Origin of the sequence: Cribrihabitans marinus (assembly GCF_900109035.1) — a bacterium.
GTDB classification, from domain to species: domain Bacteria; phylum Pseudomonadota; class Alphaproteobacteria; order Rhodobacterales; family Rhodobacteraceae; genus Cribrihabitans; species Cribrihabitans marinus.
In genome coordinates this window covers 20,905-35,821 of record NZ_FNYD01000010.1, presented here as the reverse complement: position 1 = coordinate 35,821, position 14,917 = coordinate 20,905, and the positions used below count along the sequence as shown (strand labels likewise).

The window sequence follows — 14,917 nt, the reverse complement described above, 5'->3', positions numbered from 1 at the left end:
TGGCACGGATCGAGGGCTGAAGATGCTGAACTTTGCGCGATTTGTCGGGACGCGTGCCATCATGGCAGCGATCACGCTGATCATCGTCTCCCTGGTCGTGTTCTCGCTGATGGAACTGGTGCCCGGCGACTGCGCCGAGCGCTACCTGGCCTTCAAGAACACGCAAGGGTCGGGCATCTCGGTCGCGGATATCGAGCTGGAACGCCAGCGGCTCGGCCTCGACAAGCCGTTCATCGAACGCTGGAGCCTCTGGATCGTCAACGCCTTCCAGGGCGAATTCGGTGACAGCTGCATCCTGCGGGTGAACATCGCACAGCTGCTGGGCGACAAGTTCTGGCTGTCGCTGTCGATCTGCCTGGCCTCGCTGATGCTGGCCTATGCCATCGCGATCCCGGTCGGCATCATCGCCGCCGCCTCGCATAACGCGGTGCTGAACAACTCGCTGCGGATCGTCAGCTATCTGGGCCTGGCGATGCCGAATTTCCTGCTGGCGCTGATGATCATGCTGTTCGCCACAGTCTATTTCGGCGAGACGCTCACCGGCCTGTTCTCCAGCGAATACAGGGACGCGCCCTGGTCGATGGCCAAGTTCCTCGACCTGCTCAAACATGCCTGGCTGCCGATCTTCATCCTGGGCTGGTCGGCCACCGCCTTTGCGCTGCAGACGGTGCGGGCGCTGATGTCGGACGAGATCGGAAAGCTCTATGTCACCGCCGCCGCCGCGCGCGGGGTGCACGGGCGCAAGCTGCTTTGGGGGTATCCGGCGCGGCACGCGCTGGGGCCGATCATCAACTCGCTGGGCTTCGACCTGAACCGCATCTTCAACGAGCTGCCCATCGTGGCGCTGATCCTGGTGATGACCGATGCCGGCGCCCTGCTGATCGAGGCGCTGGCGCGTTCGAACGACCAGCAGCTGGCCGGTGCGATCATCTTCCTGCTCACCGCCTCGATCGTGACGCTGAACTTCCTGACCGATGTGCTGCTGGCGGTGATCGACCCCCGCGTGAGAAAGAGTATCGTGCGATGACCGACCCGCTGAAGCCGAACCTCGCCGAAACCACCGGCCCCGATGTCGCGGTGGTCGAGACCGAAGCCGCGGTGGAACGCCGCGCCAAGGAGGCCTATTTCACCGCCTCGCAGCGGCAGCTGATCTGGGCCCGGTTCAAGAAACAGCGCGCGGCGATGGTGGCCGCCGTGATCCTGCTGGCGCTGGTGATCTCGGGCATCTTCGCACCCTTCCTGTCGCCCTATGACCCCACCATCGCCGGCCGAAACAAGGACTATACCAACGGCGCGCCGCAGATGCCGCAATTCTGCGACAAGAACGGCTGCTCCCTGCGGCCCTTCATCCACCTGGTCGAGCGGGAACGCTCCATGGCCACGAATTTCCGCTGGGTAACAAAGGTGAACGAGGACGAGCGCAACTATCTCACCTTCCTGCCCAAGGGTGACCGCTACAAGCTGTTCGGCTTCATCCCCGGCGACCGCCACCTGTTCGGCGTGCAGGAGGGCAAGATCCACGTGTTCGGCACCGACGAGGACGGGCAGGACATCTTCAGCCGCACCCTGCATGCGATCTGGACATCGTTGCAGGTGGGCACCATCGGGGTCTTCATCGCCTTTGTCCTGGCCCTCATCATCGGCGGAATATCCGGCTATTACGGCGGTTGGATAGACGGGTTCATCCAGATGATCACCGATGCGGTGCGAACGGTGCCGGCGATCCCGCTCTTCATGGCGGTGGCGGCCTTCATGCCGCCCGAGATGAGCGCCGAGGCGCGGTTCTTCTACATATCCATCATCCTGGGTTTCATCGGCTGGCCGACGCTGGCGCGGCGCGTGCGCACGCATCTTCTGACCGAGCGCAACCAGGAATACGTGCTGGCCGCGCAGCTTTGCGGCGCGTCGTCGTCGCACGTGATCCGCCGGCATCTGCTGCCGTCCTTCACCTCCTACATCATCGTCGATCTGGTGATCTCGTTCCCCTACATGGTGCTGTCGGAAACCGCGCTGTCCTTCATCGGGCTGGGGCTCAAGGATCCGGTGTCGTCGCTGGGCGTGATGCTGCAAAAGGCGACCAGCGCGGATGTAATGCTGAACTACCAGTGGTATTTCATCCCCGTGATCTTCTTCATCGCGCTGGTCATGGCCTTCGTCTTTGTCGGTGACGGGCTGCGGGACGCGGCCGATCCCTATTCGGAGGCCAACAAATGACGCCACTGATCGAGGTCGAGAACCTGACCCTGCAATTCCGCACCGACGAGGGGCTGATCACCGCGGTCGAGGACGTGTCGTTCACCCTGATGAAGGGCGAGGTCATGGGCCTTGTCGGCGAGAGCGGATCGGGCAAGTCCGTCACCGCCAAGGCGCTGATGCACCTGAACGCGCGCAACGCGGTCTATGCGCCCGGATCCAGGATCACCCTGCACACCGAGGCCGGGCCGGTGGACGTGCTGTCGCTGAAGACCCCGCGCGAACTGAACATCGTGCGCGGCGGCGCAATCAGCATGATCTTTCAGGAGCCGATGGCCAGTTTCGCCCCCGCAATCACTATCGGAAAGCAGATGGTCGAACAACTGCAGCTCCATTCCGACATGACCAGGGCCGAGGCCAAGGCGCTGTCGATCGAGATGCTGGACCGGGTCGGCATCTCGGATACCGCGCGCCGCTTCGGTCAATACGCCTTCGAGCTCTCCGGCGGGATGCGGCAGCGGGCCATGATTGCGATGGCCCTGTCGACCAAGCCCGCCCTGCTGATCGCCGACGAGCCGACCACCGCGCTGGACGTGACGATCCAGGCCCAGGTGATCGACCTGATGAAGGATCTGGTGGACGAGTTCCACATGGGCATCATCTTCATCACCCATGACCTTGGCGTCGTGGCGCAGACCGCCGACAAGGTCAACGTGATGTATCTGGGCCGGCTGATCGAGGAAGGGCCGGTGCGCGGCGTGATCCGCGACCCGAAGCACCCCTATACCCAGGGCCTGATCGCGGCGCTGCCCAAGCTCGACGATCTGGATGCGCCGTTGACACCGGTGCCGGGCGACATCCCCTCGCCGCTGGAACGCCCGCGCGGCTGTGTCTTCAACACCCGCTGCGCACAGATCGTCGGCGAGGCGTGCCACCGGACCATGCCGCCCGAGATCCCCGTGGACGAGTCGCACCAGGTCGCCTGCCACATCTACCGGGAGGACAGGGAATGAGCGATCCGCTGATCCGCGCCGATGGTCTGTCGGTGCATTTCACTCTGGGCGGCCTGTTCGACCGCCGGATCCTGAAGGCGGTGGACAACGTGTCGCTGGATATCGAGCAGGGATCGTTCTTCGGGCTGGTAGGCGAATCCGGCTCGGGCAAGACGACGTTGGGCCGCGCGCTGCTCAAGGCGGTCACGATCTCGAAGGGCTCCGCACGCTATGACGACGGCGAGGTCAGCCACGATCTCGCAAGCCTGGACGGGCCGGACCTCAAGGACTACCGCAAGCGCGCGCAGTTGATCTTTCAGGATCCCTATGCCGCGCTCAGCCCGCGCATGACCGTGCGCGACATCATCGCCGAACCGCTGGAGGTGATGGGCCTGACCGCCAACCGCGCGGAGACCGACGAACGCGTGCGCGAAATCGCCGCGAAATGCCGGCTGAATCTCGAGCACCTGCGCCGGTTCCCACATGCCTTCTCGGGCGGTCAGCGGCAGCGGATCTCGATCGCGCGGGCGCTGGTCTCGGGGCCGAAATTCATCGTGGCAGATGAAAGCGTGGCCGCGCTCGACGTGTCGATCCAGGCGGATGTTCTGAACCTTCTCAAGCAGTTGCAGGACGAACTTGGCCTGACATTCCTGTTCATCAGCCATGACCTGTCGGTCGTGGCGCATACCTGCGACCATGTCGCGGTGATGTATCTCGGTCGGCTGGTCGAGACCGCGCCCACGCGCAAGCTGTTCGCGGCGCCGAGGCATCCCTATACCAAGGCGCTGTTCTCGGCGATCCCTTCGCTCGATCCCGACGACCGCGGCACGGCGCAGAAGCTGACCGGCGAGATCCCCTCGCCCACAAACCAACCCACTGGCTGCAAGTTCCACACCCGTTGCCCGCATGCCATCGACCTGTGCATGCGCGAGGAGCCGCAACTGGAATCAGAGGGCGGGCATGACGTGGCCTGCCACCGCTGGAAAGAGCTGATGAGCGCAGTGCCGGCCTGAGCCGCGCCGTCAGGCGCTGGCCACCCGGCCCCCTTCCCAGTGGCCGGCATTCTCGATGATGCGCTCGGCATCCGTGTATTGCTCGCGCAAGAGACGCTCGTAGAGCGCGCCCTCGTCCGCGCGGCTGATCGGCGCGGGCCGGCCGATCAGTTCCGCCAGCGCTGTCTCAAGCGCGCTGACGGTGCCCGACCCCTCGTCGAACTGCGCCTTCTTGCGCCACACCAGGTCATGCGGCAGCAGATCGGCGCAGGCCTTGCGCAGGATCCATTTCTCGGTCGTGGGGCCGGTCGATTCCGGCGCCTCGGGATCAGTGCGCCGCAGCTTGAGCGTGGCCGGCACGGATTGCGCGAAGTCGATCAGGTCGCGATCCAGGAACGGCGTCCGCGCCTCCAGGCTTTCGGCCATGGTCACGCGATCGACCCGCTGCAGGTTGATGTTGTGCATGGTGCCCAGGCTGCGGGTCAGCTCGTCGGCCAATGCGCGCGGGTTGTCGATATAGTCATGGTGATAGCTGTAGCCGGCGAAAAGCTCGTCGGCACCCTCGCCGGTCAGGACCGCCTTGACCCGCTCGCGTGCCAGCCGCGCCGCAAACAGCGTGGGGATCGCGCTGCGTACCAGGTCGATATCCGCGCTCTCCAGGTGGTAGATCACATGCGGCAGATCGCGGATCAGGTCTTCGGCGGTAAAGGCATATTCGTGGTGGTCCGACCCGATATGGTCGGCCACGACCCGCGCGGCCAGCAGGTCGGGCGACCCCTCGGTGCCGACCGAAAAGGTCTTGAGCGGCCCCTTGCCGGCCTTGTCGCGGATTTTCTGCGCGATGGCCGCGATGATCGAGCTGTCGAGACCGCCGGACAGGAAGGATCCGACCTCGACATCGGCCACCATCCACTTGGCAACCGCCTCCTCCAGCACCAGCCGCAACTCGCGCGCGGTGCGCGCGACATCCAGATCCGGCTCGGGTTCGGCGGCGCCGTGCGGCGTGCGATACCAGTCGCGCCACCCGTCCACGCTGTCATAGAGCGACCCCGGCGGGATCGCCTCGACGCTGTCCACCGCAATGCCGTCGAACGCCTTGAGTTCCGAGGCGAAGGCAAAGCCCGCACCGATCCGCGCCACGTAGAGCGGCTTGATCCCCAGGGGGTCGCGGGCGGCGATGATCCGGTTGCGCGTGGCCAGAACGAAGGCGAACATCCCGTCCAGCTTGCTGATCCAGCGGCTTTCACCGGACCGGAACAGGTGCAGGATCGCCTCGCTGTCGCTGGCGGTTTCAAAGGCGCTCTCGCCCAGGATCGCGCGCAGATCCTCGTGATTGTAGATTTCGCCATTGGCGACCAGCAGGTCATCGGTCTGGTGGATCGGCTGCGCGCCATCCTCGGGTCCGATGATCGACAGCCGGCAATGCGCCATGATCACCGGAGCACCCGGCAGGCGCGACACCTGCACCGCATCCGGACCCCGATGCGCGATCTTGCGGATCATCCGGTCCGCCAGCGCCTCGTCACCGATATTCCAAAGACATACGAAGCCGCACATTGGCTCATCCCCCGTTCAGGTCGGGACGAGACCTAGCATACCCCCCGAAAGGTGCAAGGGACGCGGCCTGCGGGTCAGCCGGTCAGGGCCGCGCGGCTGATCTGCTCGAACCGCCCGTCGGGACGTTCGCCCAGCAGCGCGACGGCATCGAGATGAAAGGGCGACGGCAGCGGCGGCAACAGCCCGTGCAGCAGGTCGGCGACCTCATCGACCTGCCGGCGCGGGAGGCGTCCGGTCAGGGTCGTGTGAAAGCGGAATTCGTCGAGCACATAGGGGTATCCCCAGCGACGCAGCAGGGCCTCCTGCCGATCGGTCAGATGGGCCTTGCGCCGGCGCGCCAGCTCGGCATCTTCCGGGGGCGCGCGGAAGGCGTCCAGCTCCCGCACGCAGGCGGCGGCGACCCGCGCCAGCCCGGTCGCATCGCCAACCGGCGTCAAGGCCAGGAAGCGGCCAAGCCGGGTCAGGTGCAACCCGTTGCAGCGTGCGGGCGCTGTGCGCGCCGCCAGCCCGGCCACCGCATCGGCCAGCGCTTCGGGGGTTTGGTCCGGTGTTAGGCGGAATGGCGGCTTGAGCGTGGCGTGGAAGCCGTACTTGGCGGGCCCTTCGGTCATCTCGGCCACGCCTTCGATATCGGGCTGCACAACGGCCCGGCCCCGCACCGCGTCCCAGCCCAACCAGCGCGCGCCGAACGCGGCCAGCGGCCCGTCGGCCGGAAGGAAATAGACCGCAAAGCGGGTGTAGGACATGGCCCCGCGCCTCCCTCAGCCCGACCCGTCCGGTCAGAGCCGCTTTTCGGTCTCCGGGTCGAACACCACGGCCTTGTCCATATTGACGGCAAACGCCACCTCGGCACCCGCGCGCACATCGGTATCCGCCCGCATCCGCGCGATGCAGGTCTTGCCCGAGATCGTCGTGGTGACAAATGTGTCCGATCCCGCCGGCTCGGTCACGTCAACGACGTTGTGCAAGGTCTGGATATTGCCGGATTTCCGGTCGGCCCCTTCCGGGTCGGTGATGGCCTCGGGCCGGATGCCCAGAAGCACCTCGCGCCCGGAATGCGCCGCCAGCCCCGGGTCGGAGAAGCGCAGCTGCGCCGTCTTGCCCCCCTCCAGTCTGATCTTCGCATGCGGCTCGCCGTTCTGATCGACCACCCGCGCCGGGATCAGGTTCATCGAGGGCGACCCCATGAAGGACGCCACGAACACGTTGGCCGGATCGTCATAGATCTCCTTGGGAGTGCCGAGCTGCTGCACATAGCCGCCGTTCATCACCGCGATCCGGGTCGAGAGAGTCATCGCCTCGATCTGGTCATGGGTCACGTAGACGATGGTGGTGCCCAGCTTCTGGTGCAGCTTCTTGATCTCGGTGCGCATGTCGACGCGCAGCTTGGCGTCCAGGTTGCTGAGCGGTTCGTCGAACAGGAACACATCGGGGTTGCGCACCAATGCCCGCCCCATCGCGACCCGCTGACGCTGACCGCCCGACAGGTGCCCGGGCTTGCGGTCGAGCAGCTGTTCGATCTGCAGGAGCGAGGCCACGTCACTCATCGCCTTCTCGCGTTCGGGCTTGGGCACGCCGTGCATTTCGAGCCCGAAGGTGATGTTCTGCCCAACGGTCATGTTGGGATAGAGCGCGTAGGACTGGAACACCATCGCGATGTTGCGCTTGGACGGGTGCACCCCGTTCATCGTCTGCCCCTTGATGGCGATCTCGCCCGTGGTGATCTCCTCCAGCCCGGCGATCATATTCAGAAGCGTGGATTTCCCGCAGCCCGAGGGGCCGACCAGCACGAGGAACTCGCCCTCCTCGGCCGAGATGTCCACCCGGTGCAGCACCTCGACCGGGCCATAGGACTTGGTGACGCTCTTGATGTCGAGAAAACCCATGTGTCAGCCTTTCACGCTTCCGGCCATCAGGCCGCGGACAAAGTACCGCCCGGCGACGATATAGACGAGCAGCGTCGGCAGCGCGGCCAGGATCGCGCCCGCAAAATGGACGTTGTATTCCTTCACGCCGGTCGAGGACTGCACGAGATTGTTCAGCGCCACGGTCATCGGGGCGCCGTCGCCCGACGCGAATGAGGCGCCGAACAGGAAATCGTTCCAGATGTTGGTGAACTGCCAGATCACCGACACCACCGCGATCGGCCCCGAGGACGGCAGCAGGATCCGCCAGAAGATCTGGAAGAATCCGGCCCCGTCGATCTGCGCCGCTCGGACCAGCTCGGTCGGGAACACCGCGTAATAGTTGCGGAAATAGAGGGTGGTGAACCCCACGCCATAGACCACATGCACCAGCACCAGGCCTGCGGTGCTGCCCGCCAGTCCCAGCGTGCCCAGCACCGCCGCCATCGGGATCAGCACGATCTGGAACGGGATGAAACAGGCGAACAGCATCAGCCCGAACAGGATCGTGTCGCCGCGGAACCGCCACTTGGTCAGCACATAGCCGTTGAGCGCACCCAGCACCGTCGAGATCGCCACCGCCGGCACGACCATCGAGATCGAGTTCCAGAAATACGGCCGCAGCCCGGTGGGCTGGACCCCGATCTGCGCGGTCGACCAGGCCTTGAGCCAGGGTTCGAGCGTCCATTGCGCCGGCAGGGACATCATGCCGCCGCCGGTGATCTCGTCCAGCGGTTTGACCGAGTTCACCAGCATCACGTAGAGCGGCAGCATGTAGAACAGCGCGAACAGCAGCAGCACCAGGTAGATCAGCATGCGTGTGACGCGGCCGGTCCGGACGGCGCTGTCCTGGGTGGCGGCGGCCATCACTTCTTCTCCTTCAGTTCGGCGTAGAGATAGGGGATCATGATCGCCGCGATGGTCATCAGCATGATCACTGCCGAGGCTGCCCCGATTCCCATCTGGTTCCGGCTGAACGTGTAGGAATACATGAAGGTCGCCGGCAATTCCGTGGCCCGGCCGGGCCCGCCGCCGGTCATGGCGATCACCAGGTCGAAGGTCTTGATCGCCAGATGCGCCAGGATCACGAAGGCCGACAGGAAGGCGGGCCGCAGCTGCGGGATGATGATCCGGCGATAGAGGTTCCAGTTCGACGCGCCGTCCATCTGCGCGGCCTTCAGGATCTCGTTGTCGATGCCGCGCAGCCCGGCGAGGAACATCGCCATCACGAAGCCGCTGGTCTGCCAGACCGCGGCCAGGACGATCGTGTAGATCGCGAAATCGCGGTTCTTGATCCAGTCGAAGGAAAAGCTCTCCCAGCCCCAGGCCTGCAGGATGTTCTCAAGCCCGATGCCGGGGTCGAGAAACCACTTCCACGCCGTGCCGGTCACGATGAAGCTGAGCGCCATCGGATAGAGGTAGAGCGGCCGCAGCGCGCCCTCGCCACGGATCTTCTGGTCGAGGAAGATCGCCAGCAGCAGGCCAATGGCGGTGCAGATCACGATGTAGAGCCCGGCGAATACGGCCATGTTGCCCAGCGCGATCTCCCAATGCGACAGGCGGAACAGCTTTTCGTAGTTGGAGAACCCGATCAGGTCGAAGGTCTGCTGGCCGTTCTTGTCCACGAAGGGCAGGATCCGGCTGTCGGTGAAGGAAACATAGACCGTGAACAGGATGAACCCGTAGACGAAGACAAAGATCAGCGCCAGCGACGGGGACAGCACCAGTTTCGGAAGCCACGCCTGCAGGCGTGTCCTGAAATCCGCCTCGGCATGAGCGGCCATGAATTTCACCTCTCGTCGATTGCGCGCGGTCGGAACGGGTTGTCGGGGCGGCCGCTGCGGGCCGCCGCTCCGGTCTGCATCACTTGGCGATGGACACCGCGTCGACCAGCTCGGTCACGGCGGTCTCGCTGTCATACTCGCCGTTGAAATGCGCGGTCACGACGTCGTAGATCGCGTTCTTGACCGCCGCCGGGTTGGCGTGGCCATGCGCCATCGAGCCATAGAGGTTGCCCGATGCAGCCGCTGCCGCCAGATCCTCCATCCCCTTCTTGCCGCAATCGTCGAACGCCTCGTTGCTGACATCGGTGCGCGCGGGCACCGAGCCCTTGACCACGTTGAACGCCGACTGGAAGGACGGCGACAGGATCGCCGAAGCCAGCGCGGCCTGCTCTTCGCTCACGGTGCCGCCCTGGTCGAACATGGCGAACTGGTCGGCGTTGAACGTCACCTGGTCCTGCGTGCCGGGGAAGCGGAAGCACAGGAAATCCTCGCCCGGCACCTTGCCGGCGTTGAGGAATTCGCCCTTGGCCCAGTCGCCCATCATCTGGAACGCGGCCTCGCCATTGATGACCATCGCCGTCGCCAGGTTCCAGTCGCGGCCCGAGAAGTTCTCGTCCACATGCTCGCGGATGAATGACATGCGGTCGAACGCCTCCTTCATCGTGTCCGAGCCCAGCGCCTCCTCGTCCAGATCGATGAAGGCCGATTCATAGAAGTCCGGGCCCCCGGTGGACATCACCACCGCGTCGAAGATCGTGGCGTCCTGCCAGGCCTGGCCGCCATGGGCGATGGGCGTCACGCCGGCCGCGTCCAGCTTCTCGACCGCCGCGGTGAACTCCTCCCAGGTGGTCGGCACCGAAATGCCATGCTCGTCCAGCACCGCCTTGTTGGCCCAGACCCAGTTGGTCGAATGCACGTTGACCGGGGCCGAGACCCACTTGCCGTCGACCTGCGCGAACGCCTTGAGGGCGTCGGGAACGACCTCGTCCCAGCCTTCCCTGGCCGCCACTTCGTTGAGGTCGGCCAGAGCGCCCTGGTTGCCCCAGTCGAGGATGTCGAAGCCCAGCATCTGTACCGCCGTGGGCGCATCCCCGGCCGTCACGCGCGCGCGCAGGACGGTCATCGCCTGCTCGCCGCCGCCACCGGCCACGGGCATGTCCTGCCAGCCGATTCCCTGTCCTTCGAGGTCCTGCTTGAGCACGTTGAGCGCCGCCGCCTCGCCGCCCGAGGTCCACCAGTGCAGCACTTCCACTTCATTCGCCTGCGCGGCCCCTGCGCTCAGCGCAACGGCGGCCACGGTGGCCCGCAGACCCAGTCCAAGTCGTGTCATGTCTCTCTCCCTGAGTGTTCTTTGGCGGCGTTCCACGCCGCTTGCCCCTTTTAAACGCGCTGATGTCATTTGGGTCAACAGAGAGTTGCAGGCCAGGCGCGCTTGCCCGCGCCTCGCCCGACAGGTCCGGCAGGATCGGGCCGTCGGGGCGGTCGTCCCGGTGACGGGCCGCGACCGGCAGCAAGGCGTCGGGCGCAAGGCTGCAGCCGGGCAATCTCGTTATCGGTCCGGCGCAGCTGCCCGGCAGCCGTCTCCCGGGCGCGGGCCGAAACCTTTTTGCCGGGGCCGGTATGTCACCCCGGGCGTCCGGTCGTCACCGCGCCGGCCAGCGGGGGTGGGTGTCGTCGATCACGAAACCATGCTCGTGCCGGCGGCTGCCCTGCAGATGCGGGTGGTCGAGCGGCAGGTCGTCATGGCTGTGGTCCAGAACCTCGGGATCGTGGTGCGGCCAGACCCGCAGCGCTATGGCGACGCCCGTTCCGGCTAGGACCGCCAGACCGAGCAGCGCCGGGATTGCCCCGGCGGCGGTCATCAGCCAGCCCGCCAGCGGATAGGTCAGCAGCCAGCAGGCATGTGACAGCGCGAACTGCGCCGCGAACAGCGCCGGCCGGTCCTCGGGATGGGCGGACCGACGCAGGAGCCGTCCCGATGGCGTGAGGACCGCCGAGAATCCCAGCCCTATGACGGCCCAGACCAGCAGCAGCACAGGCCAGGTCAGCCCCGCGAACCCGATCGCGGCGGCCAGCGCCAGTAGCGCGAGGATCATCAGCACCGACCCGCCCAGCATCACCGGCCGGTCGGACATCCGATCCAGGATCCGCGGCAGCGCGATGGCCGCGGCCATCGAGCCGACCCCGAAGGCGAACATCGTCCAGGCCAGTGCCGACTCCGACAAGCCCAGCGTGCCGCGCACCAGAACCACGGTGTTGACCAGCACCATCGCCCCGGCCGAGGAAACCGCGAGGTTCAGCCCCAGCAACCCGCGCAGGCGCGGCGTGGCCAGGTAGATACGGATACCCCGCGTCGTGCGGTCATAGACGCCGCGCGGCTGCGCCGGTTTGGGACTGGGCAGCAGCACCGACACCACCAGAACCGCCGAGGCCAGAAAGCCGATCACCGTGCCAAAGAACAGCGCGTTGTAGGACACTAGGGCCAGCAGCAGGGCCGCCAGCGTCGGGCTGGCGATGGTCTCGAGATCATGCGCCAGCCGGGTCAGCGACAGGGCACGGGTATAGCGCGCCTCGTCGGGCAGCACGTCGGGGATCGTGGCCTGGAATGTCGGCGTGAAGGCGGCCGAGGCCGAATGCAGCAGGAACAGCAACCCGTAGATCTGCCAGACCTCGGTGACGAAGGGGAGCGCCAGCGCCACGGCCGCCCGCACCAGGTCCAGCGTGACCAGCAGCGCGCGCCGGTTGACCCGCGCGGCAAAGGCGCCGGCGATGGGCGCGACCCCCACATAGGCCACCATCTTGATCGCAAAGACGGTGCCCAGCACCATCGATGCCCCCTCGCCCGCCAGGTCGAAGGCCAGCAGCCCCAGCGCCACGGTGGCAAGCCCGGTGCCCAGAAGTGCCACGACCTGCGCGCCGAACAGGTGGCGATAAGTGCGATTGGCAAGGATCTCCAGCATGGTCGGTGCCCCGGTTCGGTTGCCCGCTGCGTCTTGGCGGTTGCGAAAACGCTATCGGGTCGCGACGGGACCGACAAGGCGAAGGCCACAAAGCCCGGGATCAACCCTTCACCCGCTCCATGCGGGGATCGTAAAGCGGCGCCAGCGTGACCTCGGCCCGGACCCGCTCGGTCGCGACCTCCAGCTCGTAGGCGCCCTCCAGGACATAGTCGCGAGTCACTCCGTCGGGATTGCGCACATAGCCCATTCCGATGCTCCGGCCGAGCGCATGCCCATAGCCCCCCGACGACAGCCAGCCGCAGCGCGTACCGTTGCGATAGATGGTCTCGCGGCCCGACAGGATCACACCGGGGTCGGCGGTGAAGGTGGCCAGCATCTTGGTCACGCCGCCCTCGCGCTGGGCCTGCACCGCTGCGCGGCCGCGGAAATCCTGGTTGGTGCCCAGCTTGACGGCCCAGCCCAGCCCGGCCTCGTCCGGCGTATGGTCCGGCCCGATATCGGTCCCCCAGGCGCGATAGCCTTTCTCCAGCCGCAGCGTCTCGATGGCGCGGTAACCGGCGTTGCGCAACCCGTGATCCGCCCCCGCCGCCTGCAGCGCGTCATGGACGGTGCAGGCATATTCCACCGGCAGGTGCAGCTCCCAGCCCAGTTCGCCCACATAGGTGATGCGCAGGGCCAGCACGGGGCAGCCGGCGATTCCGATGCGACGGGCGTGGCCAAAGGGAAAGTCCGCATTGCTCACGTCGTCGCGCGTGCAGGCCGAAAGGATGTCCCGCGCGCGCGGCCCGAACAGGGAAAGCACCGCGTTGGCCGAGGTCACATCGACCAGCTGTGCGTTCAGGCCATCGGGGATATTGCGCGAGATCCAGTCGAAATCATGGGTGGCAAAGCCGGTGCCGGTGACGATGTAGTACTCGTCGGGCGCGGTGCGCACGCAGGTCAGGTCGCATTCGATCCCGCCGAGATCGTTGAGCATCTGGGTATAGATCACTCGCCCCACCGGCCGGTCGACGCGGTTGGCCGCGATCCAGCCCAGCGCCGCCTCGGCATCGGGCCCCTTCAGCACGAACTTGGCAAAGGAGGTCTGGTCGAACAGCGCCGCCGCCTCGCGCACAGCCCGGTGTTCGCGCCCCACCGGGTCATGCCAGTTGGGCCGCTCGAACGTGTAGATGTCGCGCGCGTCCTCGCCCGGCGCGGCATACCAGTTGGGGCGTTCCCAGCCCAGCTTCTCGCCGAACACCGCCCCGGCCGATTTGAGCGTGTCATAGAGCGGCGAGCGGCGGCAGGGCCGCCCGCTCTCGTGCTCTTCGGACGGCCAGGCCATCGTGTAGTGCTTGCCATAAGCCTCGAGCGTGCGGGTGCGCACCCAGTCGGTATCCTGATGCGGCCGACCGAAGCGCCGTATGTCCACCGGCCAGAGGTCATAGGGCGGCGCGCCGTTGACCACCCATTCCGCCAGCGCCATGCCCGCGCCGCCGCCCGAGGCGATGCCGAAGGCGTTGAACCCCGCCCCGACAAAGAGATTGGCCATCTCGGGCGCCTCGCCCAGGATGAAATTGCCATCCGGGGTGAAGCTTTCGGGTCCGTTGATCAGCTGCTTGATCCCGGCGGTCTCGAATTTCGGGACGCGCGGCAGGGCCAGTTCGACCAGCTGCTCGAAATGGTCGAAATTGCTCTCCAGAAGCTGGAAATCGAACGGGTCCGGGATGCCGCCCACCGCCCAGGGGATGCCGTTGGGCTCATAGCCGCCCATCACCAGCCCGCCGACCTCTTCCTTGTAATAGGTCAGCCGGTCGGGATCGCGCAGCGTCGGCAGGTCGGATGGCACGCCGAAGGGTTCGGTGATCATGTATTGATGCTCGACCGGCACAAGCGGGACATTCACACCAACGGTTGCCGCCAGTTCGCGCGTCCACTGACCGCAGCACAGCACCAGCCGCTCGCAGGACACGTCGCCCTGCGGCGTGCGCACGCCGCTGATCCGCCCGCCATCGACCAGGATCTCCTGGGCCGGCATGTTCTCGACCAGCACCGCGCCCTTGTCGCGGGCGCCACGCGCCAGCGCCTGTGTGATGTCGGAGGGGCTGGCCTGTCCGTCGGTCGGCAGGAAGGCCGCGCCCACGACATCGCCGATATCCATCAGCGGCCACAGGTCCTGCGCCTCCTGCGGGGTCAGAAGCTGCATGTCGAGGCCGAAGGAATGGGCGGTCGTCGCCTGCCGTTTCACCTCGGTCCAGCGCTCGGCGTTGCAGGCCAGTCGCAATCCGCCATTCATCTTCCAGCCGGTGGCCAGCCCGGTTTCCGCCTCCAACCGGTTGTAGAGGTCGATGGAATAGCCCAGAAGCTGGGTGATGTTGGCGTTCGAGCGCAGCTGTCCCACCAGCCCGGCCGCGTGCCAGGTCGAGCCGGAGGTCAGTTGCGCCTTGTCCAGCAACAGCACCTCCTGCCCCATGCGGGCCAGGTGATAGGCGGTCGAGCAGCCGATGATGCCGCCGCCGACGATGATGATTTTGGAAGAGGATGGCAGGGTCATGT

Annotated in this window: 12 protein-coding genes; 4 read left to right on the top strand and 8 right to left on the bottom strand. The window is 66.2% G+C overall.

The annotated features are described in order from the left end of the window. Positions 1–22 precede the first annotated feature (22 nt). Genes BMX57_RS16015 through BMX57_RS16000 form a run of 4 tightly spaced genes read left to right on the top strand, consistent with a single transcriptional unit; the run spans position 23 to position 4,198 of the window. The gene (locus BMX57_RS16015; protein ID WP_092369433.1) at positions 23–1,027 is read left to right on the top strand and encodes an ABC transporter permease; all 1,005 of its coding nucleotides are present in this window, start codon (positions 23–25) and stop codon (positions 1,025–1,027) included. Continuing rightward, positions 1,024–2,214 carry an ABC transporter permease gene (locus tag BMX57_RS16010; protein ID WP_092369430.1) on the top strand — a complete coding sequence of 397 codons (1,191 nt, stop codon included), beginning with the start codon at positions 1,024–1,026 and terminating at the stop codon, positions 2,212–2,214. The genes BMX57_RS16015 and BMX57_RS16010 overlap by 4 nt, the downstream gene beginning before the upstream one ends. Continuing rightward, complete coding sequence (locus tag BMX57_RS16005; RefSeq protein ID WP_177175481.1) at positions 2,211–3,206, top strand: ABC transporter ATP-binding protein; 996 nt, start codon at positions 2,211–2,213, stop codon at positions 3,204–3,206. Before BMX57_RS16010 ends, BMX57_RS16005 begins: the two co-directional genes overlap by 4 nt. Further along, positions 3,203–4,198 (top strand): ABC transporter ATP-binding protein, encoded by a 996-nt coding sequence (locus BMX57_RS16000; RefSeq protein ID WP_092369427.1) that lies wholly within the window; start codon positions 3,203–3,205, stop codon positions 4,196–4,198. Before BMX57_RS16005 ends, BMX57_RS16000 begins: the two co-directional genes overlap by 4 nt. A 9-nt stretch (positions 4,199–4,207) precedes the next feature. Here BMX57_RS16000 and asnB read toward each other — a convergent pair whose 3' ends face one another. From asnB to BMX57_RS15960, 8 genes are all read right to left on the bottom strand, one after another. Next, positions 4,208–5,734: an asparagine synthase (glutamine-hydrolyzing) gene (gene asnB / locus BMX57_RS15995; protein WP_092369424.1), complete on the bottom strand. Its 1,527-nt coding sequence runs from the start codon at positions 5,732–5,734 to the stop codon at positions 4,208–4,210. Between the two features lie 74 nt (positions 5,735–5,808). Then, on the bottom strand, positions 5,809–6,480 hold the full coding sequence (locus BMX57_RS15990; protein WP_092369421.1) for a DUF1045 domain-containing protein: 672 nt from the start codon (positions 6,478–6,480) through the stop codon (positions 5,809–5,811). 33 nt (positions 6,481–6,513) lie between these two features. Next, positions 6,514–7,620, bottom strand: a complete 1,107-nt coding sequence (locus tag BMX57_RS15985) for an ABC transporter ATP-binding protein (protein ID WP_092369418.1) — start codon at positions 7,618–7,620, stop codon at positions 6,514–6,516. Between the two features lie 3 nt (positions 7,621–7,623). Continuing rightward, the gene (locus BMX57_RS15980) at positions 7,624–8,505 is read right to left on the bottom strand and encodes a carbohydrate ABC transporter permease (RefSeq protein WP_092369415.1); all 882 of its coding nucleotides are present in this window, start codon (positions 8,503–8,505) and stop codon (positions 7,624–7,626) included. Then, on the bottom strand, positions 8,505–9,422 hold the full coding sequence (locus BMX57_RS15975; protein ID WP_092369412.1) for a carbohydrate ABC transporter permease: 918 nt from the start codon (positions 9,420–9,422) through the stop codon (positions 8,505–8,507). Before BMX57_RS15975 ends, BMX57_RS15980 begins: the two co-directional genes overlap by 1 nt. 79 nt (positions 9,423–9,501) lie before the next feature. Beyond that, positions 9,502–10,752: an ABC transporter substrate-binding protein gene (locus BMX57_RS15970; RefSeq protein ID WP_092369409.1), complete on the bottom strand. Its 1,251-nt coding sequence runs from the start codon at positions 10,750–10,752 to the stop codon at positions 9,502–9,504. A 313-nt stretch (positions 10,753–11,065) separates the two neighbouring features. Then, a complete protein-coding gene (locus BMX57_RS15965) occupies positions 11,066–12,382 on the bottom strand; it encodes an MFS transporter (RefSeq protein WP_092369407.1) in 1,317 nt (438 codons plus the stop codon). Between the two features lie 100 nt (positions 12,383–12,482). Then, on the bottom strand, positions 12,483–14,915 hold the full coding sequence (locus BMX57_RS15960) for a GcvT family protein (protein WP_092369404.1): 2,433 nt from the start codon (positions 14,913–14,915) through the stop codon (positions 12,483–12,485). Positions 14,916–14,917: the final 2 nt, after the last annotated feature.

Excerpts from the sequence above, each read along its gene's own strand:
- BMX57_RS15985 (WP_092369418.1), bottom strand. The coding sequence starts at position 7,620 with ATGGGTTTTCTCGACATCAAGAGCGTCACCAAGTCCTATGGCCCGGTC.
- BMX57_RS16010 (WP_092369430.1), top strand. The coding sequence starts at position 1,024 with ATGACCGACCCGCTGAAGCCGAACCTCGCCGAAACCACCGGCCCCGAT.
- BMX57_RS16005 (WP_177175481.1), top strand. The coding sequence starts at position 2,211 with ATGACGCCACTGATCGAGGTCGAGAACCTGACCCTGCAATTCCGCACC.
- BMX57_RS15990 (WP_092369421.1), bottom strand. The coding sequence starts at position 6,480 with ATGTCCTACACCCGCTTTGCGGTCTATTTCCTTCCGGCCGACGGGCCG.
- BMX57_RS16015 (WP_092369433.1), top strand. The coding sequence starts at position 23 with ATGCTGAACTTTGCGCGATTTGTCGGGACGCGTGCCATCATGGCAGCG.
- BMX57_RS15980 (WP_092369415.1), bottom strand. The coding sequence starts at position 8,505 with ATGGCCGCCGCCACCCAGGACAGCGCCGTCCGGACCGGCCGCGTCACA.
- BMX57_RS15960 (WP_092369404.1), bottom strand. The coding sequence starts at position 14,915 with ATGACCCTGCCATCCTCTTCCAAAATCATCATCGTCGGCGGCGGCATC.
- asnB (WP_092369424.1), bottom strand. The coding sequence starts at position 5,734 with ATGTGCGGCTTCGTATGTCTTTGGAATATCGGTGACGAGGCGCTGGCG.
- BMX57_RS16000 (WP_092369427.1), top strand. The coding sequence starts at position 3,203 with ATGAGCGATCCGCTGATCCGCGCCGATGGTCTGTCGGTGCATTTCACT.
- BMX57_RS15965 (WP_092369407.1), bottom strand. The coding sequence starts at position 12,382 with ATGCTGGAGATCCTTGCCAATCGCACTTATCGCCACCTGTTCGGCGCG.
- BMX57_RS15975 (WP_092369412.1), bottom strand. The coding sequence starts at position 9,422 with ATGGCCGCTCATGCCGAGGCGGATTTCAGGACACGCCTGCAGGCGTGG.
- BMX57_RS15970 (WP_092369409.1), bottom strand. The coding sequence starts at position 10,752 with ATGACACGACTTGGACTGGGTCTGCGGGCCACCGTGGCCGCCGTTGCG.